31 protein-coding genes are annotated in these 25,666 nt (G+C 62.6%); 14 read left to right on the top strand and 17 right to left on the bottom strand.

Annotated features, from left to right (window positions below; translation table 11 throughout):
* The first annotated feature begins 132 nt into the window (after positions 1-132).
* Positions 133-315, top strand: coding sequence for a 50S ribosomal protein L32 (gene rpmF / locus NKK51_RS21480; protein ID WP_008834724.1), 183 nt, complete (start codon positions 133-135; stop codon positions 313-315).
* Positions 316-554: 239 nt separating this feature from the next.
* Complete coding sequence (locus NKK51_RS21475; RefSeq protein WP_023810946.1) at positions 555-956, top strand: hypothetical protein; 402 nt, start codon at positions 555-557, stop codon at positions 954-956.
* Between the two features lie 108 nt (positions 957-1,064).
* Here NKK51_RS21475 and NKK51_RS21470 read toward each other — a convergent pair whose 3' ends face one another.
* The 3 genes from NKK51_RS21470 to NKK51_RS21460 all read right to left on the bottom strand — a co-directional run bounded on the left by NKK51_RS21470 (position 1,065) and on the right by NKK51_RS21460 (position 2,490).
* Complete coding sequence (locus NKK51_RS21470; RefSeq protein ID WP_023810947.1) at positions 1,065-1,496, bottom strand: GlcG/HbpS family heme-binding protein; 432 nt, start codon at positions 1,494-1,496, stop codon at positions 1,065-1,067.
* Between the two features lie 161 nt (positions 1,497-1,657).
* Positions 1,658-1,891: a hypothetical protein gene (locus NKK51_RS21465; protein ID WP_023810948.1), complete on the bottom strand. Its 234-nt coding sequence runs from the start codon at positions 1,889-1,891 to the stop codon at positions 1,658-1,660.
* Between the two features lie 77 nt (positions 1,892-1,968).
* Positions 1,969-2,490, bottom strand: a complete 522-nt coding sequence (locus tag NKK51_RS21460; RefSeq protein WP_023810949.1) for a winged helix-turn-helix transcriptional regulator — start codon at positions 2,488-2,490, stop codon at positions 1,969-1,971.
* A 99-nt stretch (positions 2,491-2,589) separates the two neighbouring features.
* Here NKK51_RS21460 and NKK51_RS21455 point away from each other — a divergent pair, with 99 nt between their 5' ends.
* The gene (locus tag NKK51_RS21455) at positions 2,590-3,426 is read left to right on the top strand and encodes an alpha/beta fold hydrolase (protein WP_023810950.1); all 837 of its coding nucleotides are present in this window, start codon (positions 2,590-2,592) and stop codon (positions 3,424-3,426) included.
* Positions 3,427-3,529: 103 nt separating this feature from the next.
* On the top strand, positions 3,530-4,186 hold the full coding sequence (locus tag NKK51_RS21450) for a glutathione S-transferase family protein (RefSeq protein ID WP_023810951.1): 657 nt from the start codon (positions 3,530-3,532) through the stop codon (positions 4,184-4,186).
* 84 nt (positions 4,187-4,270) lie between these two features.
* On the opposite strand, the gene NKK51_RS21445 is transcribed toward NKK51_RS21450, so the two are convergent.
* The 3 genes from NKK51_RS21445 to NKK51_RS21435 form a co-directional block, all read right to left on the bottom strand.
* Positions 4,271-4,534 carry an ArsR/SmtB family transcription factor gene (locus tag NKK51_RS21445; RefSeq protein WP_013529232.1) on the bottom strand — a complete coding sequence of 88 codons (264 nt, stop codon included), beginning with the start codon at positions 4,532-4,534 and terminating at the stop codon, positions 4,271-4,273.
* A 32-nt stretch (positions 4,535-4,566) separates the two neighbouring features.
* Positions 4,567-5,814, bottom strand: a complete 1,248-nt coding sequence (locus tag NKK51_RS21440) for an MFS transporter (protein WP_128305882.1) — start codon at positions 5,812-5,814, stop codon at positions 4,567-4,569.
* Positions 5,815-5,904: 90 nt separating this feature from the next.
* Positions 5,905-6,099, bottom strand: coding sequence for a DUF1192 domain-containing protein (locus NKK51_RS21435; RefSeq protein ID WP_352554508.1), 195 nt, complete (start codon positions 6,097-6,099; stop codon positions 5,905-5,907).
* 123 nt (positions 6,100-6,222) lie between these two features.
* Here NKK51_RS21435 and NKK51_RS21430 point away from each other — a divergent pair, with 123 nt between their 5' ends.
* The 4 genes from NKK51_RS21430 (at position 6,223) to NKK51_RS21415 (ending at position 9,495) form a co-directional block, all read left to right on the top strand.
* Entirely contained in the window at positions 6,223-7,233 is a 1,011-nt protein-coding gene (locus NKK51_RS21430; protein ID WP_032909131.1) for an NAD(P)H-quinone oxidoreductase, read from the top strand.
* Positions 7,234-7,426: 193 nt separating this feature from the next.
* Positions 7,427-7,567 (top strand): DUF1127 domain-containing protein, encoded by a 141-nt coding sequence (locus tag NKK51_RS21425; protein ID WP_013529236.1) that lies wholly within the window; start codon positions 7,427-7,429, stop codon positions 7,565-7,567.
* Positions 7,568-7,844: 277 nt separating this feature from the next.
* A complete protein-coding gene (locus NKK51_RS21420) occupies positions 7,845-8,492 on the top strand; it encodes a hypothetical protein (RefSeq protein ID WP_023810956.1) in 648 nt (215 codons plus the stop codon).
* Positions 8,493-8,799: 307 nt separating this feature from the next.
* Positions 8,800-9,495 (top strand): DUF1013 domain-containing protein, encoded by a 696-nt coding sequence (locus NKK51_RS21415; protein WP_023810957.1) that lies wholly within the window; start codon positions 8,800-8,802, stop codon positions 9,493-9,495.
* Between the two features lie 59 nt (positions 9,496-9,554).
* Here the strand turns inward: NKK51_RS21415 and NKK51_RS21410 are convergent, their stop codons facing one another.
* From NKK51_RS21410 to NKK51_RS21395, 4 genes are all read right to left on the bottom strand, one after another.
* The gene (locus NKK51_RS21410; RefSeq protein WP_013529238.1) at positions 9,555-10,274 is read right to left on the bottom strand and encodes a helix-turn-helix transcriptional regulator; all 720 of its coding nucleotides are present in this window, start codon (positions 10,272-10,274) and stop codon (positions 9,555-9,557) included.
* A gap of 125 nt (positions 10,275-10,399) precedes the next feature.
* On the bottom strand, positions 10,400-10,807 hold the full coding sequence (locus NKK51_RS21405; protein WP_352554507.1) for a hypothetical protein: 408 nt from the start codon (positions 10,805-10,807) through the stop codon (positions 10,400-10,402).
* Positions 10,808-10,879: 72 nt separating this feature from the next.
* Positions 10,880-11,470, bottom strand: coding sequence for a DJ-1/PfpI family protein (locus tag NKK51_RS21400; protein ID WP_128305880.1), 591 nt, complete (start codon positions 11,468-11,470; stop codon positions 10,880-10,882).
* Between the two features lie 88 nt (positions 11,471-11,558).
* Positions 11,559-11,726, bottom strand: a complete 168-nt coding sequence (locus tag NKK51_RS21395) for a hypothetical protein (RefSeq protein WP_352554506.1) — start codon at positions 11,724-11,726, stop codon at positions 11,559-11,561.
* Between the two features lie 312 nt (positions 11,727-12,038).
* Here NKK51_RS21395 and NKK51_RS21390 point away from each other — a divergent pair, with 312 nt between their 5' ends.
* Complete coding sequence (locus NKK51_RS21390; protein ID WP_352554505.1) at positions 12,039-12,986, top strand: ring-cleaving dioxygenase; 948 nt, start codon at positions 12,039-12,041, stop codon at positions 12,984-12,986.
* 122 nt (positions 12,987-13,108) lie between these two features.
* Entirely contained in the window at positions 13,109-13,270 is a 162-nt protein-coding gene (locus NKK51_RS21385; RefSeq protein WP_023810961.1) for a hypothetical protein, read from the top strand.
* Here the strand turns inward: NKK51_RS21385 and NKK51_RS21380 are convergent.
* The 7 genes from NKK51_RS21380 to tkt all read right to left on the bottom strand — a co-directional run bounded on the left by NKK51_RS21380 (position 13,238) and on the right by tkt (position 22,739).
* Entirely contained in the window at positions 13,238-14,005 is a 768-nt protein-coding gene (locus NKK51_RS21380; protein WP_352554504.1) for an SGNH/GDSL hydrolase family protein, read from the bottom strand. The two genes, NKK51_RS21385 and NKK51_RS21380, sit on opposite strands and share 33 nt — an antisense overlap.
* 62 nt (positions 14,006-14,067) lie before the next feature.
* Entirely contained in the window at positions 14,068-14,808 is a 741-nt protein-coding gene (locus NKK51_RS21375) for a DUF899 domain-containing protein (protein WP_128305877.1), read from the bottom strand.
* Positions 14,809-14,973: 165 nt separating this feature from the next.
* Complete coding sequence (locus NKK51_RS21370) at positions 14,974-15,999, bottom strand: class I fructose-bisphosphate aldolase (RefSeq protein WP_352554503.1); 1,026 nt, start codon at positions 15,997-15,999, stop codon at positions 14,974-14,976.
* A 133-nt stretch (positions 16,000-16,132) separates the two neighbouring features.
* Positions 16,133-17,329 carry a phosphoglycerate kinase gene (locus NKK51_RS21365; RefSeq protein ID WP_352442025.1) on the bottom strand — a complete coding sequence of 399 codons (1,197 nt, stop codon included), beginning with the start codon at positions 17,327-17,329 and terminating at the stop codon, positions 16,133-16,135.
* A gap of 145 nt (positions 17,330-17,474) precedes the next feature.
* The gene (locus NKK51_RS21360; protein WP_352442026.1) at positions 17,475-19,364 is read right to left on the bottom strand and encodes a potassium/proton antiporter; all 1,890 of its coding nucleotides are present in this window, start codon (positions 19,362-19,364) and stop codon (positions 17,475-17,477) included.
* A gap of 218 nt (positions 19,365-19,582) precedes the next feature.
* Positions 19,583-20,593 carry a type I glyceraldehyde-3-phosphate dehydrogenase gene (gap, locus tag NKK51_RS21355; RefSeq protein WP_013529249.1) on the bottom strand — a complete coding sequence of 337 codons (1,011 nt, stop codon included), beginning with the start codon at positions 20,591-20,593 and terminating at the stop codon, positions 19,583-19,585.
* Between the two features lie 154 nt (positions 20,594-20,747).
* Entirely contained in the window at positions 20,748-22,739 is a 1,992-nt protein-coding gene (gene tkt / locus NKK51_RS21350; RefSeq protein ID WP_352554502.1) for a transketolase, read from the bottom strand.
* Between the two features lie 264 nt (positions 22,740-23,003).
* Between tkt and NKK51_RS21345 the strand changes: the two genes are divergently transcribed.
* The 4 genes from NKK51_RS21345 to NKK51_RS21330 all read left to right on the top strand — a co-directional run bounded on the left by NKK51_RS21345 (position 23,004) and on the right by NKK51_RS21330 (position 25,557).
* Positions 23,004-23,276, top strand: a complete 273-nt coding sequence (locus NKK51_RS21345; RefSeq protein ID WP_013529251.1) for a DUF4164 domain-containing protein — start codon at positions 23,004-23,006, stop codon at positions 23,274-23,276.
* Between the two features lie 12 nt (positions 23,277-23,288).
* Complete coding sequence (locus NKK51_RS21340; protein ID WP_128305871.1) at positions 23,289-23,654, top strand: cell division protein ZapA; 366 nt, start codon at positions 23,289-23,291, stop codon at positions 23,652-23,654.
* Positions 23,655-23,876: 222 nt separating this feature from the next.
* Positions 23,877-24,536: a peroxiredoxin gene (locus NKK51_RS21335; RefSeq protein ID WP_127260439.1), complete on the top strand. Its 660-nt coding sequence runs from the start codon at positions 23,877-23,879 to the stop codon at positions 24,534-24,536.
* A 148-nt stretch (positions 24,537-24,684) separates the two neighbouring features.
* Positions 24,685-25,557 (top strand): MBL fold metallo-hydrolase, encoded by an 873-nt coding sequence (locus tag NKK51_RS21330; protein WP_352554501.1) that lies wholly within the window; start codon positions 24,685-24,687, stop codon positions 25,555-25,557.
* Positions 25,558-25,666 lie beyond the last annotated feature (109 nt).

Below are 25,666 nucleotides of genomic sequence, written 5' to 3'. Positions count from 1 at the left end.
AAAAATTCGCGCCAGTGCTGGCCAAAACGGCACAGGGCGTGTATAGGCACCCGACTTTCTCAGATTCCGGCCCCGACATGGCCCTTTCACGAGGGCGGGCGGGGCTTTTTGACCATGTAGTGGAGCATATCCATGGCCGTTCCGAAACGAAAAACCTCTCCGTCCAAGCGCGGCATGCGCCGCTCGGCCGACGCCCTCAAGGCCCCGACCTATGTCGAGGACAAGAATTCCGGCGAAATGCGCCGTCCGCACCATATCGACCTGAAGACCGGCATGTATCGCGGTCGCCAGGTGTTGACCCCCAAGGAAAGTTGAGACCAGCTTTTTCAAAGGTTTGAATTTCCAAAAGGACCGGCCGGTGGCTGGTCCTTTTGCGTTTGGGCGGGCCGGCAGCGCAGGCGTGCACCGCCGACGTTGCAAATCCTTCGGCCGGCAATCGGCTGACATGGTTGTTGCGTGCGGTCTTCGACCGTGTTCAGCGCCGATGGCGAAACATCTTGACGACGTGGCTATGGCGCATTCTACAAAGGATCGCCCCCACATGGAGACGCCAGATGTTCGGTGCCATTCCGCTGCTGATCGTGCCTTTCGTGCTCTACAACCTCGGACTGCTGGGAATTTTCGGCAGCGGTGACGATCCGTGGGCGAGCGAGGTCTTCTCCTTCAGCATGATGTCGGGCGGCGTGTTCTCGATGACGCTGGGCGACCTGATGATACTGATCGGGCTGGTCTTCCTGTTCCTCGAAATGGCGAAGTCGGTGCGCACGACCAACGCCTCGATCATGGACCATCTTCTGTCGACGCTGGTGTTCGTGGCCTTCCTGGTCGAGTTCCTGCTGGTGAAGGGCGCCGCCCATTCCGTCTTCTTCACGCTGATGGTCATCGCGCTGTTCGATGTGCTGGCCGGATTCGCGGTGTCGATGCGATCGGCCAGCCGAGACATCAATCTGAATTAGTTCCTCAGCGAAGCGATTGGCAGAAACGCGCATCGCTTCGTCATCCCAGGGCCTCCGCGACGGAGCTTCGCTCCTACTTCGCCAAGCGATGACCAAAGTGGAGAGGATTCAGCCCGGATCGGCGGTGAAGCCGGCGGCCTCGATGCCGGCGATGGCCGCGGCTTCGTCATTGTCCGACGTGTCGCCTGAGATGCCGACGGCGCCGATGATGGCTCCGGCCTTGTCGCGGATCAGCACGCCGCCGACCACCGGCAGCACGCGTCCGCCCGAGACGTCCGAGATGCCGGCGACGAGATGCGGACGCTCCTTGGCGAAGGCCTCGACTTTGCGTGAGCCCATGCCGATGGCGAGCGCACCGTAGGCCTTGCCGGCCGACATTTGCGGGCGCAGGAACGAGGCGCCGTCCTGGCGCTGGAAGGCGACCAGATGCCCGCCGGCATCAAGCACCGAAACGCCGAGCGGCTTGAGCTTGAGATCGGCGCCCTTGGCAAAGGCGGCATCGATGATTTGCCTGGCTTTTTCGAGCGGCAGTGCGGTCATGGCAGTCTCCTGTTTGAAAACGCGTCGATCATCGACCGTCGACGGGCGAGATAACATCCCCGTTTCGGTTGAAATTGCTTCGCGTGAAGGGGCGGGATGGAAGCAGCTTTCACCGATACCATCAGGACAGGCATTAGCGCTTATGGCTCAAGGGGTGGCTGCTATTTTTTCTTGGCGCGGGCCGGCTTCTTGGCGGGTGCCGCCGGCGCATTGGCTAGGTCTTCGGCTTCCTTGGCGAGACGCAGCGCCCGCAGCTTGTTGGTCTTGGCCTGGCGGGCGTCGCTCTCGGCGACGTATTCGGCCATCGCCTTCTGGCGGACGGTTGCCGCCTCTTCCTGCTTCTTGAAACGCAGGTCGGCGCGCGCGCGGGCAGCATCCCGAGAGTTTTCAACCAAGACCTTATCCAATCCCGTAAATTGTGATTTTCCGCCTCTTCTAGCAGAGTCGGCCCCAAAACGGGAAAATAAGTTAATTACGCGGCTGTGCTGGCGGCGGGGGCCTTGCTGGCAACCACGGCCTCATAGGCGGCCTGCAAGGTCGCGCGGACAGAAGGACCCGCTGCAGTATCGAGCGGCATGCCGAGATGTTCATGGCGCAACTCGTCCATGAATTTGTCCCACATCGGCTGTCCGCCCTTTTCCAGAAGTTCGGCGCGGATCGACAGTTCTTCGCTGACCGGCAGCCAGACGCGGCCCCAGGCGCCGAGATGGGCCAGGATCGGCACCAGCGTGATCGCCATTTCGGTCAGGCTGTAGATCGCCTTCTGCTTGTGCGAGGGGTCGTCGGCTTTGGTCAGCATGCCCAGCTCCATCAGCCGCTTCAGCCGGTCGGCGAGGATGTTGGAGGCGATGCCTTCCATCGATCCGTTGAGCAGCTCGCGAAAATGACGCCTGCCGCCGAAGATCATGTCGCGAAGGATGATCAGGCTCCAGCGATCGCCGAAGACTTCCAGCGACAGGTTGATCGGACACCCGGACCGGCGATCCATGCTCATGAGATTTTTCTCCAAAACCGGTTGCATTATCGTATCGGTTTTATTATCGTGCAACCGATTGCAGAATGCAATCGGTATTGCAGGAGAGGAGGCCGCACCGTGACGACGACCGAACGCCCCGAAATCATATCCGAAACCTTTGGCGATCCGGCGAACCCGCCGCTGTTGCTGATCATGGGAGCGATGGCTTCGATGCTGTGGTGGCCGGAGGCGTTCTGCCGGAAACTGGCCGGTGCCGACCTGTTCGTGATCCGCTATGACAATCGCGACACCGGCCGTTCGACCAAATACAAGCCGGGAGAGCCGCCCTACACGTTCGATGATATGGCCGACGATGCAATGCGCGTTCTCGACGACCACGGCATCGGCAAGGCGAATGTCGTCGGCATGTCGATGGGCGGCATGATCGCGCAGCTTGTGGCGTTGAAACACCCGTCCCGTGTCGCATCGCTGACCGTCATCAGCAGCTCGCCCGTGGGAACCGACACTTCGCACCTTCCGCAGACGAGCGATGCCTATATCGAGCATTCGGCCGAGGGCGCCAAAGTCGATTGGTCGGACCGTGGCCAGGTGATCGATTTCACCGTCAGGGATGCGCGGGCGATCGCCAGCATCGCACATCCATTCGACGAGGCCCGGATGCGTGCCTTTGTCGAGCAGGATCACGACCGCTCCGGCGGCTTCCTGAGCGCGACCAACCATTTCATGCTCAAGGGCGGCGACGCCTGGAAGGGCCGCCTGCACGAGATCGCGGCGCCGCTGCTGGTCATCCATGGCACGGCTGATCCGATCTTTCCGGTCGAACATGGCGAGGCGCTGGCCGAGGCGGTCACCGGCGCGAAAATTCTCCGGTTCGGAGGCGGCGGCCACGAGCTGCACCCGGACGACTGGGAGGTGATTGTCGCAGGCATCGTCGCCCAGGCCCATGTCGCTTGAAGCGGCAAGCGGGCCTTGACGGGCCATGCTTGCCGCAGTGTCTGACCCTTGATGAGCAGCACGGCACCGGCCATCGATGAACCACGAAACAGATAAGCAAAAAATGTCCCTGACGCTTCATTTCCATCCGTTGGCCTCTTTCTGCTGGAAGCCGTTGATCGCGCTGTATGAGAACGTGACGCCGTTCACGCCAGTCATCGTCGATCTTGGCGATGCTGAATCGCGCGGGGCCTTCCTGAAGATTTCGCCGGCCGGCAAGATGCCGGCGCTGCGCGACGATGCGCGCGACCGCACGGTGCTGGAATCGACCATCGTTGTCGAATATCTGGCCGCGCATTATCCGGGGCCGATCGACCTCGTTCCCGCCGACATCGACTTGGCGCTGGCCGTCCGCCAGGCCGATCGCTTCTATGATTTTTATGTGCAGGAGCCGATGCAGAAGATCGTCGGCGACCGGTTGCGGCCACAGGACAAGACCGACCCGTTCGGCGTCGAGCAGGCCCGCGACCAGTTGCGCAATTCCTACGCCATCATCGAACAAGACATGCAGTCGAAGATCTGGGCGATGGGCGACACCTTCACCATGGCCGATTGCGCGGCGTCCCCGGCGCTGTTCTATGCCAACAAGGTCGAGCCGTTCGGCGACAAATACCCGGCCGTGAAGCGCTATCACGACCGGCTGGTGCACCGGCCGGCTTTCGCCCGGGTGATCGAGGAGGCGCAGCCCTACTTCAAGTTCTTCCCCTACAATAATGGCTGATCGGGATGCTGCACGATCTCGCCCCAGACGCTCGCCGATACGGTCGGTCAACTGACCGAGCCGCTGGCAATGACACTGAGAAGCTCAGGCTTCCCAGAACTGATCGAGCCAGATGTTGAGTTTGAGGAAGCCGGTGCCGCTCACCGTATAGACGCGCCTTGTTCCTTCCGGCTTGGCGTGGACCAGGCCGGCATCGAGCAGCACTTTCAGATGCTGCGAAACGGCTGGGCGCGACACCGGCAAGCCGGCGGCCAGTTCGGTGACGGTTTTCGGGCCGCGGCGAAGTTCTTCCAGAAGATGGCGCCGGTTGGGATCGGCAATCGCCATGAAGGCGTCGGAAAACATCATGCCTGTATTAGTGCGGCAAAGCCTTTCGAATCTCAACCGTCTGCTTCTGCTTTTCTTCTGGGATCAAGCCGCAATGCTTCCGGTGTCACCGAACGGTCGGCCGGCTGCGTCTTGAAGGCGTCACGATCGCCGATCGGCACCGGAGCGCGGCGGCTGATGCGCAGCAGCGTATAGCCCGCCAGGCAAAGATGCGCGAAGGCGGTCGCCAGGAACAGGCCTTCCGGGCGCATCCAGCCCATCAGGGCGGCGGCCAGCAAGGGTCCGATCATCGTGCCGAAGCCGTAGAGCAGCAGCAGGCCGCCCGACACCTTGACGAAATCCTCCGAGCGCGCGTGGTCGTTGGCATGCGCCACGGCGATCGAATAGAGCGTGTAGGCGAAGGCGCCATAGGCTGCGGTGAAGACGATGACGAAGACGCCGGAGCGTGGCTCGAACAGGAAGATCAGGAGCGCGAACAAGGCCGCGCCGAAAGCAGCGCCCGCCAGCACGAAACGCCGGTCGGTCTTGTCGGACATGCGCCCGGCGGGAAGCTGCATGGCGGCACCGGCAACGACCACAAGGCTCATCATCAGGGCGATCTCGGCCGTGGAGATGCCGATACGGGCGCCGTAGACCGCGCCAAGCGTGCCCCAGGCCCCGTTGGCGATGCCGATCAACACGCAGGCGACCGCCGAAACCGGCGAATTGGCATAAAGGCCTTTGACGTCGAGCGAGACATCCTGCAGCGGCTTGGGGTGGGAGGCGCTCGAGACCGCGGTCGGAATGAGCGACAGGCAAAACAGGATGCCGGTGATCATGAACAGCGACGCCGATTTCACGTCGCCGCCGGCGACGATCATCTGCCCGCCCATGATCGAGGCATAAGTGACCATCATGTAGAGGCCGAAGACGGTCCCGCGGTTCTCGTTGGTGGCCTTCTCGTTCAGCCAGCTTTCGATGACCATGAAGGCACCGGCCATGGTGAAGCCTGTGAAGGCGCGCAGCAGGATCCAGACATATTCGTCGATGATCAACCCGGTGAGCAGCGCCACGATGGCGCCGGATGCGGCAAAGGCGCCAAATGCGCGCACGTGGCCTGCGCGGCGCACGATGCGCGGTGCGAAGAAGCAGCCAGTGACGAAGCCGCCGGCCCACGCCGTGCCCATCAGGCCGAGCGATGCGGTCGAGAAACCTTCCAGTTGACCGCGCAGGGGCAAGAGCAGCCCATGCAATCCAGATGCCGCCAGCAGGAAAGCGGTGCCGCGAAGCAGCGAGAGGATCGGTCTGTAGGTTGCGAACATTGTTTGATCCGGCTCAGGTTTGGCGGGGACGCTGGGTCTGAAGACAGTCGCATTCGGGCTTTTCGGCGGCGGGCTTTAGCGCCCGCGCACCTATCCGCGACGGAACAGCGCCTCGGCGGCGGATTTGGTGTTGTCCTTGGCCTTGAGCTCGGCCTCCAGCCTGGCGATCTCGGCGCGCAGGATGCCGATCCGCTCGGTCAAGTCGCTGACGGAAAGCAGTGACAGGTCCTGCCCGATCTCGTGCGGGCGCGCCTTCTTCTTGGGTTCGTCGTCGAAGATCGCCATCGTCGCTCCTCCTCCGCCAAGACCAGATTGGCCATTTGCCTGATTTGGCAATCAGCATACATAGGGCAGGGGCGTCGATGCAAACAGCCGATCGGATAACGGCGAGGAAAGACGGGAAATCTCATGGCGAGCGGACAGAAAATTCCGGCAAGGATGACGGCCATCGCGATCTCGGAGCCGGGTGGCCCTCGGGTGCTGAAGCCGGAAACACGCGACGTGCCGCAGCCCGGGCCCGGCGAGATCCTGATCAAGGTGCATGCGGCCGGCGTCAACCGGCCCGACGTCCAGCAGCGCAAAGGCGCCTATCCGCCACCACCCGGCGCATCCGACCTGCCGGGCCTCGAGGCGTCGGGTGAAGTGGCGGCCCTTGGCGACGACATATCACGCTGGCGCATTGGCGACCGCGTCTGTGCACTGACGCCCGGCGGCGGCTATGCCGAATATGTCAAGGTCCATGCCGGGAGCGTGCTGCCGTTGCCCGCCGGCTTCACCCATACCGAAGCCGCGGCAGTGCCGGAGAATTACTTCACCGTCTGGCACAATGTGTTCGAGCGTGGCGCCCTCAAGAAAGGCGAGACGCTGCTCGTCCATGGCGGCTCGTCCGGCATCGGCACGACAGCAATCCAGCTTGCCTCGGCCTTTGGCGCCTATGTCATCACCACCGCGGGCAGCAAGGAGAAATGCGACGCCTGCCTGAAGCTCGGCGCAGACCGGGCGATCAACTATCGCGAGGAGGATTTCGTCGCCGCGGTCAAGGAGGCGACGGGGGGCAAGGGCGCCAATGTCATCCTCGACATGGTCGGCGGCGACTATGTGGGGCGCAACTACGAGGCTGCTGCGGTTGAGGGCCGGATCGTCCAGATCGCCGTGCAGGCCGGTGCTGTCGCAAGCGCGGATTTTTCGAAGATCATGGTCAAGCGGCTTACCCACACCGGGTCGACGCTGAGGCCACGCACCGTCGAGTTCAAGGCGGCGATCGCGGCGGCGCTGGAAGCGCAGGTGTGGCCGTTGCTCGGCACGCGCAAGGTTGCTCCTGTCATGGACATGATCTTCCCGCTCAGCGAAGCATGGCGGGCGCATGAGCGGATGGAAGACGGCGAACATATCGGCAAGATCGTGCTCGACGTCGGCTAGGCCGTATCGATACTCGGCCGGCCTGCAGGCCGGCCGAGCGAGGTCCGCGCCCGTGGCTGCCTACAAGATGAACAGAAGCTTAATGCTGCAATGCAGCATTTGCATCATTGCTATGCAAAATCAGCCATTCAAGTCCTCATCGATGACGCCTATTTGAGCACCATCGAAACGAACATCATTTTGGAGGACTACCATGAACCCGATCCGCGCTTTCCGTAACTGGCGTATGTACACCGAGACCGTCCGCGAACTGAACCGTCTCAACGCACGTCAACTCAGCGATCTCGGCATCAACCGCGCCGACATCGAAAAGATCGCCCGCAGGGCCATCTGACTTCGAGCATGGTTCGCTATAGGGTGGCTCACCGTTTCACGGAAACGCTGAACCGCTCTAGCTCCTGCCGATGCGACTCCGGACGGAAAACCGTTTCACGCTTTTCCCGGAATTGCTCTAAGGAGCGGACCTTGCCGTAGAAGCAAGAGCCGGAGCTGACGGTTTTGCCGTCGCCGGTTCCGAGCCCGCTGGACCCCGTCCGGCGGGTTTTGTCTTTTTGGGGCCATCAACCGCATGCGCTCGACAGCAATCTGAGGTTGACCTTCAACGGCCGCCCTTGCGCAAGGGAGGCCGCCAGCCGCGCCTCTGCGGGGTCGATCGAGAAACCTACTTCGACAAGTGGTTCAACTACAATGGACGGTGGACGCTCACCCAACTCTACGATCATGCCGTGACCGATCCGGTACCGCTCTCAATGGATTTCGTCAGTGCCAACAATCTGGACCCATACGATTCTGATGGCCTGCGCGCCACGAGCGAGACCGGCATCTGGTTCACCTATGTGCCGGACATGGACGGCTACGTAACGGTTTTCTGGCTATCGGACCGCGTAACCTATCGCCTGTTCAGACAATACCATCCGCGCGATGCGGACGGCTGGGCGAATGGTTGGCTCTCGGTGGAAGGGGTTGTCGGCATCTGGACGAACAATTCATTCGCAGGTCGCGACTACGTCGAAATTTCGAGCAGCAACGGCAATGCGCACGACACGCTACAAGCGAGCGGGGTCCTTTTTATTCACAACAGTACATACCCCGTCCAGGCAGGAAAACCGGTCCATGTGCTGATCGGAACGCGGTCGAAAATCTTTAGTGTTTGCGACGGAACGGGCATCAACTTGGGGGCCGGCGTTGTCGCGCGAATTGATCACCCCATTTCCATCTTCACGCGAGCGGGGCTGGAGCCATATTCGCCGTTCTACTGAACCTGGATGACAACTGGGCCGCTACCGTTTCGAGGCATTCGACCTCGGGTAAGGTGGAGCTGTCGGGCCGATACCGACAAGCCGGAAAGCCGACGCGCGATTTTTTGCGCCATCCGTCGAACAAGGGACGGCCGCGCTCCGGGCGATCTGACGGTCTTGGGAGCGCGCAGCGCACGCGGTGCGGTCTTGGCTCCAAAAACGTTGCGAAACGACCCGAGAGCGGTTATACAGACCGCGAATTTCCCATTTTGGTGGCTCTAAACCACCGCCCGCGCGGGAACGCGGGCGAACGAGAAGGATTTGTAAAATGGCCAATACGCTGCTGATGCCCAAGGCGACCGCTGTCTGGCTGGTCGACAATACCGCACTTTCCTTCGAGCAGATCGCGCAGTTCTGCGGGCTGCACCCGCTCGAGGTCAAGGCAATCGCCGACGGTGAATCGGCGCAAGGCATCAAGGGCATGGACCCGATCATGACCGGACAGCTGACCCGCGACGAGATCGCCCGTGCCGAGAAGGACCCGAACCAGCGCCTGAAGCTTTCGGACCCCAAGGTCCGGGTGCCCGAATCCAAGCGCAAGGGGCCGCGCTACACGCCGCTGTCGAAGCGCCAGGACCGGCCGAACGCGATTCTGTGGCTGGTGCGCAACCATCCCGAGCTCAAGGACGCGCAGATCTCGCGCCTCGTCGGCACCACCAAGTCGACGATCGAACAGATCCGTGAGCGCAAGCACTGGAATTCGGCCAATCTGCAGCCGATGGATCCTGTCACGTTGGGCCTCGCCTCGCAGATCGACCTCGACATGGAAGTCAATCGCGCCTCGCGCGGCCGCGAACAGGCGCAGCCGGTCGGCGACACGCTGCTGCCGGCGGCCTTGACCGAGCGGCTGGTGCCGGCTCCCGAGAAGCCCAAGGACGAGGATGCCGAACTCGACGCCAACGCCGTGTTCGCCAAGCTTTCGGCCTTGAAGTCGAAGAACACGGACAATGACGACGACGAGTGAGGTTGTCTGACATTCTAATAAAAGCCCGCTTCGAGCGGGCTTTTTATTGGGTCAACAACTCAGCTGCGCGCCGCGCGATCCGGCGCCATGCCATAATCTTCGCTGCGCTCCACCGCGCGGTAGAAGTCGGCAAGCTGCTTGCCGCGCTCGGGCTTGAAGATGCGGCCAGCGATGACCACGGAGGCGATGCGATCGATGCGGAAGGCGCGAAAATCGTCGCGCATCTCGCACCAGGCGACCAGCGTCCACACCTTGCCCCAAAACCACAGGCCGAGCGGGCGGATATCGCGGGCGGTGCCGCGGCCGGCCTCGTCGGAATAGTCGATGGTCAGCACCTGCCGTTTTTCGACCGCGCGCTCGATCAGGTCAATCGCCTCGCGAGCAGCGTCGCTGACCACCCACATCGGTGTGTGGATCTCAGTGCGGGCGATGCGGTCTTTCTCGGCATCGGGCAATACGGCGCCGATCTTGACCAGCGCCTCGTCGGCGGCCCTCGCCATGGCGGCACCGCCAAAGGCGCGCACCATGCGGGCGCCGGCGACCAGCGCGACGATCTCGTCACGCGTGAACATCAGCGGCGGAAGGTCGAAACCCTCCCTCATCATATAGCCAACGCCGGCCTCGCCGTCGATCGGCACTCCGGTCGACTGCAAATCGGCAATGTCGCGATAGATGGTTCGCTCGGAAACTTCGAGCCACGTGCCGAGCTTCTGGGCAGTGACCAGTCGGCCACCGCGCAGATGCTGCACGATCTGGAAGAGCCTGTCGGCGCGGCGCATCGTATGGTCCCTCGGCGTTGTCTCTATGCATGTCGCCCGAAACCGGTCCACCTCTGGGTGGCATGCATCGTGTTTTCGCGCATGCCGCTATCCCAAAACCGCAGAACACTTTTGGGCGGCATGTATCATGGCTTCAGCCCTTCGCGCTTGCGCTGCGCGGCGACGAACTCCGCGCCGAAGGACAGTTTCTTCGTCGTCGGTGTTTTCGCATCGAGCACGCGCCAGAACGGTGCCACGTCACTCAGCGTCATACCGCGCTGGAGGTCCTCGTTGGCGGCTTCGGCAACAGTGCGCAGATGATAGCCTATGGTGACCGGGCATGTCACTTCGGCGCCATGCTCGATGGCAAGTGCTGTACGCAGCGCACGCACATCCATCTCGACGCCTTCGGGAATCGAGCGGATGAAATCATCCACCTGGCGCGCCGTCGGCACCAGCATAGGCTGGCCTTCGACGACATCGGCCATCGTGCCCGGCGTCGGCCTCACGCCGTTGATGCCTGGTGTGCTCAGTCTGTCGTTCCAACTCTTCATCGATCGTCCTTTGACGCCAATGCGCGGTGTCCGAAGCTGGCACCATTGCACGCCCCTCCTGACAGCATACTGTCAGGAGGCTTCAGCATACTCCTTGGCGAACAGCGTCCGCATCTGTGCGAGATCGCTGCCTTTTTCGGGGTAGAGCGCCTTCAGAAAGGCGAGTGCGAAGGTGCCTGGTGCCGAGCCCGGTGCGGAAACGATGTTGCCGTCGGCCACGGCATGCGGCACATCCTCGTAGTTCTCGGCACCGGCATAACCGGCTTCATGACCCTTGATCCACTCGCGGCCATTGCTGGTATGCCTGGCCTTCTCGAAAAGGCCGGCTCGGGCCAGCGCCAGCGTGCCGGCGCAGATGCCGCCGACCACGCCGCCGCGCGATGCAATGGCGGCAAGCAGGTCGCCTACATCAGGCGGTGCCTTGCCCGTCCACTGGTCGGAACCAATGACGGCAATGGCATCGAGATCGGCATTCTCGCCGGCGCCTGTTGCGCGATCAGGGATCAGCCGAAAGCCGCCAATGCCCGTCACCTGCTTGCCATCAGGCGTCAGCGACACGGCACGGGCGCCGAACCATTCAACCGCCGAGGCCGCCAGCAGCCCATACTCCCAGTCAGCGAAGCCTTCGATGAAAAGGAAACCGATTGTCTTTTGTTCGGGCATAAGCGCGCTCCGCGTGTCGACCTGTTGCCCTGCTTGTTATCTGGGCGTTGACGCGCCCACATCCAATCGCCGGGTCGAAAAATTGGCTTCAATTGCCGCGAGGGCCACGGTCCGCGTACATGTCGGGCCAGCCGATATCCTTGCGAATGTCCGCCGGCAGCGAGTTCATGAACCGCTGAGTGCGGATCTCGTTGCGCATCGTCCGGATCTTGCCGACACAGTGCTGCATGCCGCGCAGAATGGTGTAACCGTTCATGGCTAAGTCTCCTCTCTCTGTGTAGAGGCACTATCGCATACCCCTCCTGACAGCAGTCTGTCAGGAGGATGTCAGGGCGCGAGACAATAGTTGCGGCCGGTGTGCGCGCCGCAGGCAAGGCATCGCTTCTCGCCGCATCGAGCGGTGCCTCAAGGCAGGTTTGCGACGTCCGAATGTCATGGCGACGACGTTGTTTTCGGCGCCGCTGTTCAGCGTCCGGCGACGGACTGTCGGAATACGAGGCCTTCAGCGGGGTGACCGCAGGTCTGATATGAAGGGAGAAAATTCTTCCCCAACAACAGGGAGACGGCGATGAGCTTGCAACTGACAGGTATCCACCATCTGACCGCCATCACCGCCAATGCGCCTGGCAATCTTCATTTCTACACCAAGGTGCTGGGTCTGCGGCTGGTCAAGAAGACCGTAAACCAGGACGACACCTCGGCCTACCACCTCTTTTATGCCGACGGCGAAGCGACGCCGGGCACCGACCTTACCTTCTTCGACTGGCCGGTCGGCCGCGAGCGGCGCGGCACGCACAGCATCGTGCGGACCAGCCTCAGGGTCGGCAGCCGGGAGAGCCTTGCCTGGTGGAAGCAACACTTGACCGATGAAGGCCTGGCAACTGGAGAGGTCGCCGACATCGGCGGTTATGCGTCGTTGGACTTCGAAGATCCCGAGGGCCAGCGTCTGCGCCTGGTCAGCGATGGCGGCAAGGGCGGCAGCCATCCCTGGGCGCAAAGCCCGGTACCGGTCGAGCACCAGATACGCGGGCTCGGGCCGATCGTCATCAGCGTTCCCGACATCACCAACACCGAAGCGGTGGTGACCAAAGTGATGAACATGCGCAAGGCGCGCGACTATGTCTCGCCGGAGGGGCAGGTTCACGTCTTCGAAATGGGAGAGGGCGGGCCGGCGGCGGAGTTGCATGTCCTGGTGCAGCCGGGACTGGCGCCGGCACGGCAAGGCGCGGGTGCGGTTCACCATGTCGCCTTCGGGGCGCCGGACCAGGAGACGCTGCATCAATGGACGGCGCGGCTGGCCGAGTTCCGGCTGCCGTCGAGCGGCGAGGTCGAGCGCTATTATTTCCGTTCGCTCTATTTCCGCGAGCCGAACGGCATCCTGTTCGAGATCGCCACCGATGGACCGGGGTTCACCGCCGACGAGCCGCTGGAAAGGCTGGGTGAAAGCCTCGCCTTGCCGCCATTCCTCGAACCGAAGCGCGCTTCGATCGAGGCTGGCCTCAAGCCGCTGAAGTAGATCGTTTTCCCAGTCGCAGACGGGCGCCGCGTTCCGACCTAGTCTAGGATCGCGGCGTCGTTCTTTCTCAGGCAATGAACGACGTGCTTTGACAGCCGGACGCGTTGCTGGTCAAAGGCGGCATGACGAAATTCCTCGCCCTTGTCATCGTCGGTTTCATGGTCATTCAACTGATCAAGCCGCTCGGCTGGCCAGGCCTCAAGCGACGCGGCGATTTCTGGAAGCTGGCACTGCTCGCCATGGCCGCGATTTCACTGGCGGCCGTGCTCGGGCATTTGACGTAGGACGGCACTTGTCGTCGGTGCCCAATTGCCAAGCACCGGGCCAACCAGATGCTCGGCCCAAGCCCGGTAGCCTGCTTCCGAGGCGTGAAAGCCGTCCGAGGCAAAGCCGGCTTCCGGATTAGTGATCGGCAGGCGCGGCGCCGGCACCGCGCCGCGCTCCAGGCAAAGGCGTTCGCCCATCCGGTTCATGTCGGTGGCGCGAATCTCAAGAATTTTTCCGAGCAGCGGCGGCATGGCCGGCGCCCGGGTGAACTCCAGCACCGGCGACCACACCACGCGTGCTTCCGGCCATTTGGCGCGCAGGCCGTAGAGCAGGCCACCGAACTCCTTTTTGAAGCGCGGCACGGAGTGAAAATTCTTGGCGTCGTTGGTGCCGATGGCCAGCACGATATGCGTCCACGGATCGGCCGACAGATTGGGCAGGACATGGTCGCGGATCTGGCCCGACGTTGCCGAATTGAAACCAGCCACCCGCCAGCGCACGGCGCGACCTGTGCTTTGTGAAATCAGCACGGCGAGTTGCGCGGCAAGCCCATCTTCCGAATTGCCGATGCCGACCGACGCGGCGGAGGAATCGCCCAGCACCAGAAGCGAGATATCAGGTGCCTTGCCTGGTATTTCGTGCATGACCGGCCCTTGCGCCGGCAGCATGCGCGTGGTGCGGCGTCGCACGCCGAGGCCTTGCCAGATATAGACCGGGAAGGCGAGCCAGGTGAGTAGGGCCGGGAAGCGCATAGCAGTACCGTTAAACGATCAGCGGCAGCCTTAGCGCATGTTTTGGTCGACGGGAACGCTCTTCAATCGCAGCAACTCGCCTGCCCCGCTTGCTTGCCCTGATATTCATCGTGCAGCCGCACCCAATCCATCAGTCCATGATAGGGGCCGTTCTCGTTGCGGCCCTTCGGCGTCATGTCGAGATAGTCGTAGGCGCCGATCTGCGCCTCGCCGCCGCGGGCGCGCGACATGAAGGTGAGGAAGATGTCGCCGGTCTCGTCCCGGTAGAAAACGCTGGTGCCGGGAAGCTCCTTCGATGTCCGTGGACGGGTTTCGAAATTGTAGGTGGTGTCGCCGGCGGCGATCTGCTTGTCGGTGAAGGAGACCTGCATGTCGAAGTTGAAATCCGAGGCATAGGACGACACCCAATCGAACTTCCAGCCCATGCGCTGCTTGTAAGGCAGAAGTTCCGCCAGTGGAGCGCGCGAAACCACGACCAGCGACACGTCGTGATGCCGCAGATGCTGATTGGCGCCGTCGATATGGTCGGCAAGGAATGAGCAGCCCTCGCAATGATTGACGCAGCCCGGCCCGAACATGAAGTGATAGACGATCAGCTGGCTGCTGCCGGCAAACAGGTCGGCCAGTCTCTTCGGCCCTTGCCCGGTCTCGAAGACATAGTCCTTCCGGATCTTCAGCCAGGGCAATTCACGTCGCTCAGCCGCGATCCGCTCGCGGAGCCGCGTCAGTTCCTTCTCGCGCTCCAGATGCGCCTTGTGCGCCTGGAACCAGTCTTCGCGCGAAACGACCTTGTTTCGATGCATGAACCTCTCCCTGAAGTGTCATTCCAAGGACGTTCGGGATGAGCACAACCCGACATCGCCCGAGAGGAAATAAGGACGGAGAGGCTCCGCCCCAAGCTCGGCAAGTCACAAACAAAAAACCCGGGCGCATCGGCCCGGGTTCGAAGGAGGAAGAAAGGACTGTGGTCAGGCGGCCTGTTCCAGGCTCGCCTTCCATTTTCCGAGCGCTGCCAGATGGTTCATGTGGGCTCGATGGGTGAAGGCGGCCTGACCGGCGGCGACGTTCGAGGCCTTGCCGCTCCAGGCTTTCTGTGGCGCGGCCTGCAGCGCGCGACCATAGGAGAAGGTCAGCTTCCACGGGTGCGGCCCGATGGCGTTGATGGCGTTGAGGTTGGCGGTCGCCTCCTCGTCCTCCTGGCCGCCGGACAGGAAGGCGATGCCCGGCACGGCTGCCGGTACGGTTTCGCGGAACAGCTTTATAGTCTTTTCCGCGACTTCTTCAGGGCCACTCACCTTGCCTGATTTCCTGCCGGCCAGCACCATGTTCGGTTTCAGGATAGTACCTTCCAGCACGACGCGCGCTGCATGGAGTTCGTCATAAAGTTTGATCAGCGTTGCTTTCGAGATGTCGTAGCAGGTGTCGATGTCGTGGGCGCCATCCATCAGCACCTCCGGCTCGACGATCGGCACGATGCCGGCTTCCTGGCAAAGAGCGGCATAGCGGGCGAGCGCATGGGCGTTGGAGCCGATCGAGGTCCCCGAAGGCACGCCTTTGGCGACATCGATGTCGATCACCGCGCGCCATTTGGCGAAGCGGGCGCCGAGCTTGTAGTAGTCGGCAAGGCGCTCGCGCAGGCCATCGAGGCCTTCGGTGATGGTGTCGCCGGGAAACCTGGCCAGCGGCTTGGCGCCTGCATCGACCTTGATGCCGGGGATGGCGCCGGCCGCCTTGATGATGTCGACCAGCGGCGTGCCGTCGGCGGCCTTCTGGCGGATCGTCTCGTCATAGAGGATGACGCCGGAGATGTAGCGGGTCATTGCCTCCCTGGTGCGGAACATCATCTCGCGGTAATCGCGGCGGCTGTCGGCTGTCGATTCGACGCCAATGACGTCGAAGCGCTTCTTGATGGTGCCCGAACTTTCGTCGGCGGCCAGCAGGCCCTTGCCATCGGCGACGATCGCAGCGGCAATGTCTTCGAGACGTTCGCTCATTGTGGCTTCTCCTGAACGGTTGTTCCGCGCTTAACGGAAGTCTACCGCCAAAGGAATGGCATCGGAAAGCTCGAATCGATTGAAAGCCTCGGGCGGCCTTGTTCGCTCTCCGAGTGTTGATCGCCTCGGAGCCTCAGCGCTTCAAGACGTCGACGCCGGGCAGCGGCTTGCCTTCCATCCATTCCAGGAAAGCGCCGCCGGCGGTCGAGACATAGGTGAAGTCGTCGGCGACGCCGGCATGGTTGAGCGCCGCCACCGTATCGCCACCGCCGGCGACCGAGACCAGCTTGCCGGCCTTGGTGCGCGACGCCGCGTGCTTGGCAGCTGCCACCGTCGCATGATCGAAGGGCGCGATCTCGAAGGCGCCGAGCGGGCCATTCCAGACCAGTGTCGCGGCGCGGTCGATCCATTCGCCGATGGCCGTCACGGTTTTGGCGCCGACATCGAGGATCATGCCGTCGGCCGGCACATCCGATATGGCGACGGTCTCGCAGGCCGCGCCCGCCTTGAACTCCCTGGCGACGACGCCGTCGACCGGCAGGATGATGGCGCAGCCGGCCTCGGCCGCCTCGATCATGATCTGCTTGGCGGTCGCGGCGAGATCATGCTCGCACAGCGATTTGCCGACATTGGTGCCACGCGCGGCAAGAAAGGTGTTGGCCATCCCGCCACCGATGACGAGGGCATCAACCTTCTTCACCAGGTTCATCAACAGATCGATCTTGGTCGAGACCTTGGCGCCGCCGACAATGGCGACGACCGGACGAACCGGTTTTCCCAAGCCCTTCTCCAGCGCCTCAAGCTCGGCTTGCATGGTGCGGCCGGCAAAAGCCGGCAACAGATGCGCCAGCCCCTCCGTCGAAGAATGCGCGCGGTGCGCGGCCGAGAAGGCGTCGTTGACGAAGATATCGCCATTGGCGGCGAGTTTTTCCGTGAAGGCCGGCTCGTTCTTCTCCTCGGCCTTGTAGAAGCGGGTGTTTTCGAGCAGCAGCACGTCGCCCTTGTTCATGGCGGCGACAGCGCTTCCGGCCGTGTCGCCGACGCAATCCGAGGCGAAACCGACGGGACGGCCGAGCACGTCGGCTGTCGCCCTGGCGATAGGCTCCAGCGAGAATTCGGGCGAGGGGCCATTCTTGGGGCGGCCAAAATGGGCGAGCAGGATGACCTTGGCGCCCTTGGCCGATAGCTCGGCGATAGTCGGTGCGATGCGTTCGATGCGGGTGGCATCGGTGACCTTGCCGTCGGCGACAGGCACGTTGAGGTCGACGCGCACCAGCACGCGCTTGCCGCTGATGTTGCCGATATCGTCGAGTGTCTTGAAGGCGGCCATGCGGGTTCCTTTCGCGAAAAACCGGGGGACCATACCCCGCATCGGTGACGATGCAAGGCTTAGGGCGCGCTCGAACCGAAATTTTGAAGTGGGTACGATCTTGCGCCGGCGGGGCGGATGAATGGCAGCGCTCAATAGCGGTTTGTCAGCTTTCGGTTGCTGCCTTTTCCGGCGCTGGCTCCGGGGCCGGTTTTTCGTCCGTCCGCGCCTCGGCCTCCTGCGTCTCGGTCGGCTTGCGCCAGTTGCGGATGAAGGCGGAAAGCCGATCGCCGATTTCGCCGGCGCTGAGGAAGACCGGCACCCGCGCCACCGGCGCGGTCGGCTCGAAAGACAGACCGAGGCCTATGATCTTGCCCTTGTCGTCGACGTCGCGGACGATCAGTTCTATCGGGCCGAGCAGGACGCGGTCGGCATATTCGGCATGGCCGCCGAGCCGCGCCGTGACCAGCGCGCCAACGGTGAGCTTTTGCTCCGCTTCGGTCAGGCCCGGCGTATAGGCCGCTTCCAGTTCGGCGGCTGAGCGCGCGGGGTCGACCGCGAACGCACCGAAGAAATCGGCATCCTCGGGATCGACCACGGCACGGCTGGCGAACAGCTTGTCGAGCAGGCGCGGATAGCGGTCCGGCACGAAAATATAGACCTGGTCGCCGGCGGCGAGCCGGCCCATGTCCTGGAAGCGCATTGAGCGGCCGTCGCGCAGCACCAGCGAGGGCCGTGCCCAGCGCGGGATGCGCTCGCCGCGCGCCACCGGGCTGCCGTGTGCGACGCGATAGGCGAGAAGCTCGTGATGGGCCGAGCCCGGCAGTTCCAGCTCGACCTTGTCCAGCGGTCCGAGCCGTGCCGGTACGATCAGGCCGAGGCGGCGCGCCAGCGGTCCGACCGTCCAGCCCTGGATGACCAGCGACACGAGCACGATGATGAAGGCGCTGTTGAAGATGACACGGCCGTTTTCCAGCCCGCCGAGCAGCGGGGTGATGGCGAGCAGGATCGACACCGCGCCGCGCAGGCCGACCCACGAGATGAAGGCGACTTCGGGGCGCGGCAGACGGAACGGGATCAGGCAGAGCCAGACGGCGACTGGCCGCGCCACGAACATCAGGAATAGGCCGAGCAGCACCGCCGGCACCATGATCGCCGGAAACTGCGACGGCGTCGCGAACAGGCCGAGGATGAGGAACATGATGATCTGCGCCAGCCACGACATGCCGTCCTGGAAACGCTTGAGGATGGTGACGGCTCGGATGTCGGAATTGCCGGCGATAAGGCCGGCGATATACACCGCCAGGAAGCCTGAGCCGCCAATGGCGCCGGCTGCTGCAAACACCATCAGCGACAAGGTCAGCACGAAGATCGGCAGCAGGCCGTGGTCGAGATTGAGCCGGTCGACGAGGCGCACGATGGCGAGACCGCCCAGCACGCCTACGATTGCACCGAGGCCCATATTGAGGAGGAAGCCGAGAAACAGGCTGGTGACCAGAACATTGGTCTCGGGGTTGGCGTGGGCGGCGATGATCTCTACCAGCGTAATGGTCAGGAAGATGGCGATCGGGTCGTTGGTGCCGGATTCCACCTCCAGCGTCGAGCGCACGCGTTCGCGCAGATTGATCTCGCCGGCTCGCAACAGGAAGAACACGGCCGCCGCATCTGTGGAGGCGACGGCAGCCCCGAGCAGGAAGGATTCCAGCCAGGTGAGATCGAGCAGATAATGGGCGGCGGCGCCGAACAGGCCGGTGGTCAGAATTACGCCGAAGGTCGCCAGCGACAACGCCGGGCCGGCTGCCTGCCGCAAGGCGTTGAGCGGCGTGCCGAAACCGGAATCGAACAGGATGACCGCCAGCGCCAGTGAGCCGGCAAAATAAGCGATGCGGGCGTTGTCGAACTGGATGCCGAGACCATCAGTGCCGGTGGCGAGGCCAATGCAGAGAAACAGGAGCAGAAGAGGGGCGCCGAAGCGGAAGGCGATCAGGCTCGAAAACGCGGCGGCGACGACAAGCGCTGTGCCGACCAGCGTGACGAGATAGATCGCATGCTCCATCCTGAAATCAGCCCCTCAAATTCGTCTGTCTCCTGCTTTGCGAGAGAGTGGGGCGAAGACGTGACCAGTGCAAGGCGGCAGGGTGGCTTTTTGGCCTATGCCGCTGATTTTTGGATGTTTTGGCGTCCAGGACACAATTTGGAAAGGCGCAAGCTGCGCTCATGAAAAACGCCCGGGCAAAGCCGGGCGTTCCAAGTCTCGAAAAGAGAGTTTTGTGATCAGGCGATGGTCTTGCCGAAGGCGACCGATGTGTCGCCCATGCGGTTGGAGAAACCCCATTCATTGTCGTACCAGGACAGCACCGACACGAAGTTGCCGTCCATCACCTTGGTCTGGTCGAGCGCCATGATCGAGGAGCGCGGATCGTGGTTGAAGTCGATCGACACGTTCGGGTGATGGGTGACTCCGAGAATGCCCTTGAGCTTGCCGTTGGAGGCGGCGATCACCGCTTCGTTGATCTCCTGCACCGTGGTCGACCGCTTGGCGATGAACTTGAAATCGACGACCGAGACGTTCGGGGTCGGCACGCGGATCGAGATGCCGTCGAGCTTGCCCTTGAGGTCGGGCAGCACCAGTCCGATCGCCTTGGCGGCACCGGTCGAGGTCGGGATCTGCGACAGGGCAGCGGCGCGGGCGCGGTAGAGATCCTTGTGCATGGTGTCCAGCGTCGGCTGGTCGCCGGTGTAGGAATGGATCGTCGTCATCATGCCCTTTTCGATGCCGACCGTCTCGTGCAGCACGGCTGCCAGCGGCGCCAGGCAGTTGGTGGTGCAAGAGGCATTCGAGATGACGATATGGTCCTTGGTCAACTGGTCGTGGTTGATGCCGTAGACGACGGTGAGGTCGGCGCCTTCGGCCGGGGCCGAAACGATGACGCGCTTGGCGCCGGCGGTCAGGTGTGCCGCTGCCTTGTCGCGGGCGGTGAAGATGCCGGTGCATTCGAGCGCGATGTCGATGCCCAGTTCCTTCCACGGCAGCTGCGTCGGATCCTTGATGGCGGTGACCTTGAACGTCTCCTTGCCGACGGTGATCTGGTCGCCGGACACCGAGACTTCATGCGGGAAACGGCCGTGCACGCTGTCGTAGCGCAAGAGGTGCGCGTTGGTCTCGACCGGGCCGAGGTCGTTGACGGCGACGACGTCGATGTCCTTGCGGCCGGATTCATGGATGGCGCGCAGGATGTTGCGGCCGATGCGGCCGAATCCGTTGATGGCAACTCTGACGGTCATAATTCTCTCCCTGGGAGTTGGAGGGCGGATGAGGGGTCCGCAGTTTCATAGCTGTGGAAGCAGAAAGAATCCAGCCGCAGCGGCGTGGATTTAAATCGATTGAGTTGGGCCGGCCCGGCGAGACCGCCTTACGCGATTTCGCCGAACCTTGAACCTATTTGTTATGCAGGCGGGCTTCCGCCGCCTTGGCCGCGGCTTCGGCGGTGATGCCGAAATGCGGATAGAGTTGCTCGATAGTGCCCGAGGCGCCGAAGCCTGTCATGCCGACGAAGATGCCGTCGGAGCCGATCAGATGATCCCAGCCCTGGCGTATGCCGGCTTCGATCGCCATCTTGATTGGCGCGTTGCCGATCGTTTTCTTGCGGTAGTCGTCGCTCTGCTGGTCGAACAGTTCGAAGCAGGGCACCGAGACGACGCGGGTGGGATGGCCGTGCTTTTCCAGCAGGTCGCGGGCGCCGAGTGCGATCTCGACCTCGGAGCCGGTGGCGAAGATCGTCACCGTTGCCTCGCCGCTGGCGGCAGCCAGCTCATAGGCACCCTGGCTGCTCAAGTTGTTGGCAACGAATTCGTTGCGTACCGTCGGCAGGTTCTGGCGGGTAAGCGCCAACGTCGACGGCGTCTTTTCCGACTCCAGGGCGATCTGCCAGCATTCAGCGGTTTCCACGGCGTCGGCCGGGCGGAAGACATTGTGATTGGGAATGGCGCGCAATGCGGCCAGATGCTCGACCGGCTGATGGGTCGGGCCGTCTTCGCCCAGACCGATGGAATCATGGGTCATGACGAAGATCGAGCGGATGCCCATCAGCGAGGCGAGCCGCATCGACGGACGGGCATAGTCGGAGAAGCACATGAAGGTGCCGCCATAGGCGATGAGGCCGCCATGCAGCGTCAGGCCGTTGATCGCGGCGGCCATGCCGTGCTCGCGGATGCCGTAGTGGACATAGCGCTGGCCATAGTCGTCCGACGTGATGTTCTTGGTCTGGCTGGTCTTGGTGTTGTTGGAGCCGGTCAGGTCGGCGGAGCCGCCGATGCTCTCGGGCACGGCGCCGTTGATGACCTCCAGCGCCATCTCGGAAGACTTGCGGGTGGCGACCTTCGGCTTGTCGGCCGACAGCTTCTTCTTGTAGTCGGCGATGACGGCGTCGAAATTGGACGGCAGCTTGCCGCTGATGCGGCGCTCGAACTCGGCCTTCAGCTTGGCATCGGCCTTGGCCAGGCGGCCTTCCCAGTCTGTACGCGCCTTGACGCCGGCCTTGCCGGCGGTGCGCCAGGCGTCAAGGATGTCGGCTGGAATCTCGAAGGGCGGCGAATCCCAGTTGAAGAACTTGCGCGCGCCGGCGATTTCGTCGGCGCCCAGAGGGGAGCCGTGCGCCTTGTTGGTGCCGGCCTTGGTTGGCGCGCCGAAGCCGATGGTCGTCTTGCAGGCGATCATCGTCGGCTTGTCGGAATGGCGGGCAGCTTCGATGGCATAAGCGATGGCTTCCGGATCGGTGCCGTCGATGTGGCTGGCATTCCAGCCGGAGGCCTGGAAGCGGGCGACCTGATCGGTGTTGTCGGACAGCGAGACCGGGCCGTCGATCGAGATGTCGTTGTTGTCCCAGAAGACGATCAGCCTGTTGAGCTTGAGATGGCCGGCAAGCGCGATGGCTTCCTGGGAAACACCTTCCATCAGGCAGCCGTCGCCGGCCAGCACATAGGTGTAATGATCGACGAGATCGTTGCCGAAGGCGGCGTTCATGATGCGCTCGCCGAGCGCGAAGCCGACCGAATTGGCGAGACCCTGGCCGAGCGGGCCCGTCGTCGTCTCTATGCCGGCGGCATGGCCATATTCGGGATGGCCGGCGGTCTTCGAGCCCAACTGACGGAAGTGCTTGATCTGGTCGAGGGTCATGTCTTCGTAGCCGGTCAGATGCAGCAGCGAATAGAGCAGCATTGAGCCATGGCCGGCCGACAGGATGAAACGGTCGCGGTCGGCCCAGTGCGGGGCCTTGGGATCATATTTCAGGAAGCGCGTGAACAGCACCGTGGCGATATCGGCGCAGCCCATGGGCAGGCCTGGATGGCCGGAATTTGCCTTCTCGACGGCGTCCATGGAGAGAAAGCGGATCGCATTGGCCATCCGGTCATGTTGTTCACGCGACGTCATGGTTCCTCCAGAAGTGGGGGTTTGGGGGGCTTGGGAGAGCCCTTGAAAAGGGTGCGCGACACATAGCAGGCGCGGGCTTTTAGTCAACAAATCGGGTGCACATTTGCCGGTCTTGTGATGCCGGCGGCGGACCTACATTAGCGTTAGCGGGGGATAGTCGCGAGAGCTTTGTTGACGTTGCCTTCACCCGGTGCCTAATGTTTCAGGGATAACGCGTTCTGAACGTGAACGATTCGGTGATGGGCAGGGCACAGGACGAAGGCCATGACCGGGGAAGCCACACTCAAGGAAGTCATCGCGAGGCTGGGCAAGGCCATCGAGGGGCTGGAAAACGCCGTCGCGGCCAAGCTCGAGCATGAACGCGACTACTCCGAAGCCGAGGCCGAGGTGCAGCGGATGAATGCCGACCGCTCGCGGCTGGCGCAGGAACTCGATAATTCCGAAGCGCGCGCCGAACGGCTGGAAGATGCCAACAAGGAAGTCTCGCGACGTTTGGTGACCGCCATGGAAACCATCCGCGCCGTGTTGGACAGATAGGAGCTGGCCCCGATGGCACAGGTCACGGTTTCAATCGACGGCAAGCAGTATCGCATGGCCTGCGACGAGGGCCAGGAAGAGCATCTGATCGACCTTGCCGAACGCTTCGACCGCTATGTTTCACACCTGAAGGACTCGTTCGGCGAGATCGGCGATCAGCGACTGACCGTGATGGCCGGCATCATGGTGATGGATGAACTCTCGGAGTTGCAGAAACGCGTCAAGGGCATGGAAAGCGAAGTGCTGACCCTGCGCAAGACCCGCGACGAGGCTCTGACCAAGGCCGACAAAAGCGATAGCGTGCTGACCAACGCGCTCGGCGCGCTGGCACAGCGCATGGAAGACCTGGCTGTGACGCTGGCGGTCAACAAAACCTGAGGCAGGAACCTTTCCTGTCCAGCCCAACAGGCTCTCATACGCGCGCAGCGTATTCGGCAGCATAAAAATGCTCGCCTGCCGCCGACAAGAGTTTCATATTATCTTGCAGCCACGATTTTTGCGCTAAGATGCAACGATGCCGGGCGGGACAGCTTGATGTCGGCGTGATTGCCGCGTGCTGTTCCTCGCTGCCGACGGTTCCGTTTACAGGGGAGATGTACCATGAGCCTTCGTATCAACGACATTGCGCCGGATTTTACCGCCGAGACCACGCAAGGGACGATCAAATTCCATGACTGGATCGGTGACGGTTGGGCGATCCTGTTCAGTCACCCGAAGAATTTCACGCCGGTCTGCACGACTGAGCTTGGCACGATGGCGGGGCTCGAAGGCGAGTTCAAGAAGCGTAATGTCAAGATCATCGGCATTTCGGTCGATCCGGTCGAAAGTCACGGCAAGTGGCAGGACGACATCAAGACGGCGACCGGTCATTCGGTGAACTACCCGCTGATCGGCGACAAGGACCTCAAGGTCGCCAAGCTCTACGACATGCTGCCGGGCGGTGCCGGCGAGACGTCGGAGGGCCGTACGCCGGCCGACAATGCCACGGTGCGCTCGGTCTACGTCATCGGACCTGACAAGAAGATCAAGCTGGTGCTGACTTACCCGATGACCACGGGGCGCAATTTCGATGAGATCCTGCGCGCGGTCGATTCCATGCAGCTTACCGCCAAGCACCAGGTGGCGACACCGGCGAATTGGAAGCAGGGCGAGGACGTTATCATCACCGCTGCTGTCTCCAACGAAGACGCGATCAAGCGCTTCGGCGCCTACGAGACCATTTTGCCCTATCTGCGGAAGACCAAGCAGCCATCGGCCTGATCCCAGGCGCTTCGGAGCGATCTTTGGCCTTCTCGCCCTTGCGAGCCAAGTGATACTTGACTGCCGCACCCGAGCGGACAACCATGCTCCTCTCGGGTGTCGTCAGAGCAAATCATTTCCTGGCGACCGAGAGTTGGGGAAGCCGGAATTGGACGTAGCTTTGGCCAAGCCGCAGGTCAGCGGCTTCTATGACAAGCCGACCGGGGCCATCCAGTATGTCGTCGCCGACCAGGCGACGAAGCGCTGTGCGATCATCGATCCGATCCTTGATTTCGACGAGAAATCAGGTGCTACGGCAACGACGAATGCCGATGTCCTGCTCGACTTCGTCAGCGAGCAGGGGCTGAGCGTCGAATGGATCCTCGACACGCACCCGCACGCCGATCATTTCTCGGCGGCGCACTATTTGAGAGAGAAGACCGGAGCGCCGACAGCGATCGGCGACAGGGTCGTCGACGTCCAGAATTTGTGGAAGGCGATCTACAACTGGCCGGATTTTCCCGCCGACGGTTCGCAGTGGGACAGGCTGTTTGGTGAAGGTGAAACCTTCAAGGTCGGCACGCTTCCGGTCAAGGTGCTGTTCTCGCCTGGCCATACGCTGGCCTCGGTCACCTATGTGATCGGCGATGCCGCCTTCGTCCACGACACGCTGTTCATGCCCGACAGCGGCACAGCGAGGACGGACTTTCCCGGCGGCAGTGCCGCGCGGCTCTGGCGCTCGATCCAGGACATACTGGCGTTGCCGGACGAGACGCGGGTGTTCGTCGGCCATGACTATCAGGCCGGCGGCCGCGAACCTTTGTGGGAAAGCACGGTCGCCATACAGAAGGCAACCAACACCCATCTCGCCGCCGCCCGCAGCGAGGCCGAGTTTATCGCCCTGCGCGAGGCGCGCGACAGGACGCTGCCGATGCCAAGGCTCATCCTGCATGCGCTGCAGGTCAACATGAATGGCGGGAGGCTGCCCGAACCCGAAGCCAATGGCCGGCGGTACCTGAAGTTTCCGCTGGACGGGCTTTGAGGGGCTGTTGGCGAAGTTGCCAATCTCGCCCCTTGCGGGGGAGATGCCCGGCAGGGCAGAGGGGGGTGCTGTCCCGCCAACCTGTCAGTTAATTGTGGCTGTGCCTTCA

The sequence above is a fragment of the Mesorhizobium sp. M0011 genome (assembly GCF_040324155.1).
GTDB lineage: Bacteria > Pseudomonadota > Alphaproteobacteria > Rhizobiales > Rhizobiaceae > Mesorhizobium.
The sequence above is the reverse complement of the archived record's forward strand: the minus strand, read 5'-3'. Positions and strand labels throughout refer to the sequence as shown.

Bases quoted from the DNA above. Each gene is read 5' to 3' on its own strand.
- rpmF (WP_008834724.1), top strand. From the start codon at position 133: ATGGCCGTTCCGAAACGAAAAACCTCTCCGTCCAAGCGCGGCATGCGC.
- NKK51_RS21475 (WP_023810946.1), top strand. From the start codon at position 555: ATGTTCGGTGCCATTCCGCTGCTGATCGTGCCTTTCGTGCTCTACAAC.
- NKK51_RS21470 (WP_023810947.1), bottom strand. From the start codon at position 1,496: ATGACCGCACTGCCGCTCGAAAAAGCCAGGCAAATCATCGATGCCGCC.
- NKK51_RS21460 (WP_023810949.1), bottom strand. From the start codon at position 2,490: ATGAGCATGGATCGCCGGTCCGGGTGTCCGATCAACCTGTCGCTGGAA.
- NKK51_RS21450 (WP_023810951.1), top strand. From the start codon at position 3,530: ATGTCCCTGACGCTTCATTTCCATCCGTTGGCCTCTTTCTGCTGGAAG.
- NKK51_RS21445 (WP_013529232.1), bottom strand. From the start codon at position 4,534: ATGATGTTTTCCGACGCCTTCATGGCGATTGCCGATCCCAACCGGCGC.
- NKK51_RS21440 (WP_128305882.1), bottom strand. From the start codon at position 5,814: ATGTTCGCAACCTACAGACCGATCCTCTCGCTGCTTCGCGGCACCGCT.
- NKK51_RS21435 (WP_352554508.1), bottom strand. From the start codon at position 6,099: ATGGCGATCTTCGACGACGAACCCAAGAAGAAGGCGCGCCCGCACGAG.
- NKK51_RS21430 (WP_032909131.1), top strand. From the start codon at position 6,223: ATGGCGAGCGGACAGAAAATTCCGGCAAGGATGACGGCCATCGCGATC.
- NKK51_RS21425 (WP_013529236.1), top strand. From the start codon at position 7,427: ATGAACCCGATCCGCGCTTTCCGTAACTGGCGTATGTACACCGAGACC.
- NKK51_RS21415 (WP_023810957.1), top strand. From the start codon at position 8,800: ATGGCCAATACGCTGCTGATGCCCAAGGCGACCGCTGTCTGGCTGGTC.
- NKK51_RS21410 (WP_013529238.1), bottom strand. From the start codon at position 10,274: ATGCGCCGCGCCGACAGGCTCTTCCAGATCGTGCAGCATCTGCGCGGT.
- NKK51_RS21405 (WP_352554507.1), bottom strand. From the start codon at position 10,807: ATGAAGAGTTGGAACGACAGACTGAGCACACCAGGCATCAACGGCGTG.
- NKK51_RS21400 (WP_128305880.1), bottom strand. From the start codon at position 11,470: ATGCCCGAACAAAAGACAATCGGTTTCCTTTTCATCGAAGGCTTCGCT.
- NKK51_RS21395 (WP_352554506.1), bottom strand. From the start codon at position 11,726: ATGAACGGTTACACCATTCTGCGCGGCATGCAGCACTGTGTCGGCAAG.
- NKK51_RS21390 (WP_352554505.1), top strand. From the start codon at position 12,039: ATGAGCTTGCAACTGACAGGTATCCACCATCTGACCGCCATCACCGCC.
- NKK51_RS21385 (WP_023810961.1), top strand. From the start codon at position 13,109: ATGACGAAATTCCTCGCCCTTGTCATCGTCGGTTTCATGGTCATTCAA.
- NKK51_RS21380 (WP_352554504.1), bottom strand. From the start codon at position 14,005: ATGCGCTTCCCGGCCCTACTCACCTGGCTCGCCTTCCCGGTCTATATC.
- NKK51_RS21375 (WP_128305877.1), bottom strand. From the start codon at position 14,808: ATGCATCGAAACAAGGTCGTTTCGCGCGAAGACTGGTTCCAGGCGCAC.
- NKK51_RS21370 (WP_352554503.1), bottom strand. From the start codon at position 15,999: ATGAGCGAACGTCTCGAAGACATTGCCGCTGCGATCGTCGCCGATGGC.
- NKK51_RS21365 (WP_352442025.1), bottom strand. From the start codon at position 17,329: ATGGCCGCCTTCAAGACACTCGACGATATCGGCAACATCAGCGGCAAG.
- NKK51_RS21360 (WP_352442026.1), bottom strand. From the start codon at position 19,364: ATGGAGCATGCGATCTATCTCGTCACGCTGGTCGGCACAGCGCTTGTC.
- gap (WP_013529249.1), bottom strand. From the start codon at position 20,593: ATGACCGTCAGAGTTGCCATCAACGGATTCGGCCGCATCGGCCGCAAC.
- tkt (WP_352554502.1), bottom strand. From the start codon at position 22,739: ATGACGTCGCGTGAACAACATGACCGGATGGCCAATGCGATCCGCTTT.
- NKK51_RS21345 (WP_013529251.1), top strand. From the start codon at position 23,004: ATGACCGGGGAAGCCACACTCAAGGAAGTCATCGCGAGGCTGGGCAAG.
- NKK51_RS21340 (WP_128305871.1), top strand. From the start codon at position 23,289: ATGGCACAGGTCACGGTTTCAATCGACGGCAAGCAGTATCGCATGGCC.
- NKK51_RS21335 (WP_127260439.1), top strand. From the start codon at position 23,877: ATGAGCCTTCGTATCAACGACATTGCGCCGGATTTTACCGCCGAGACC.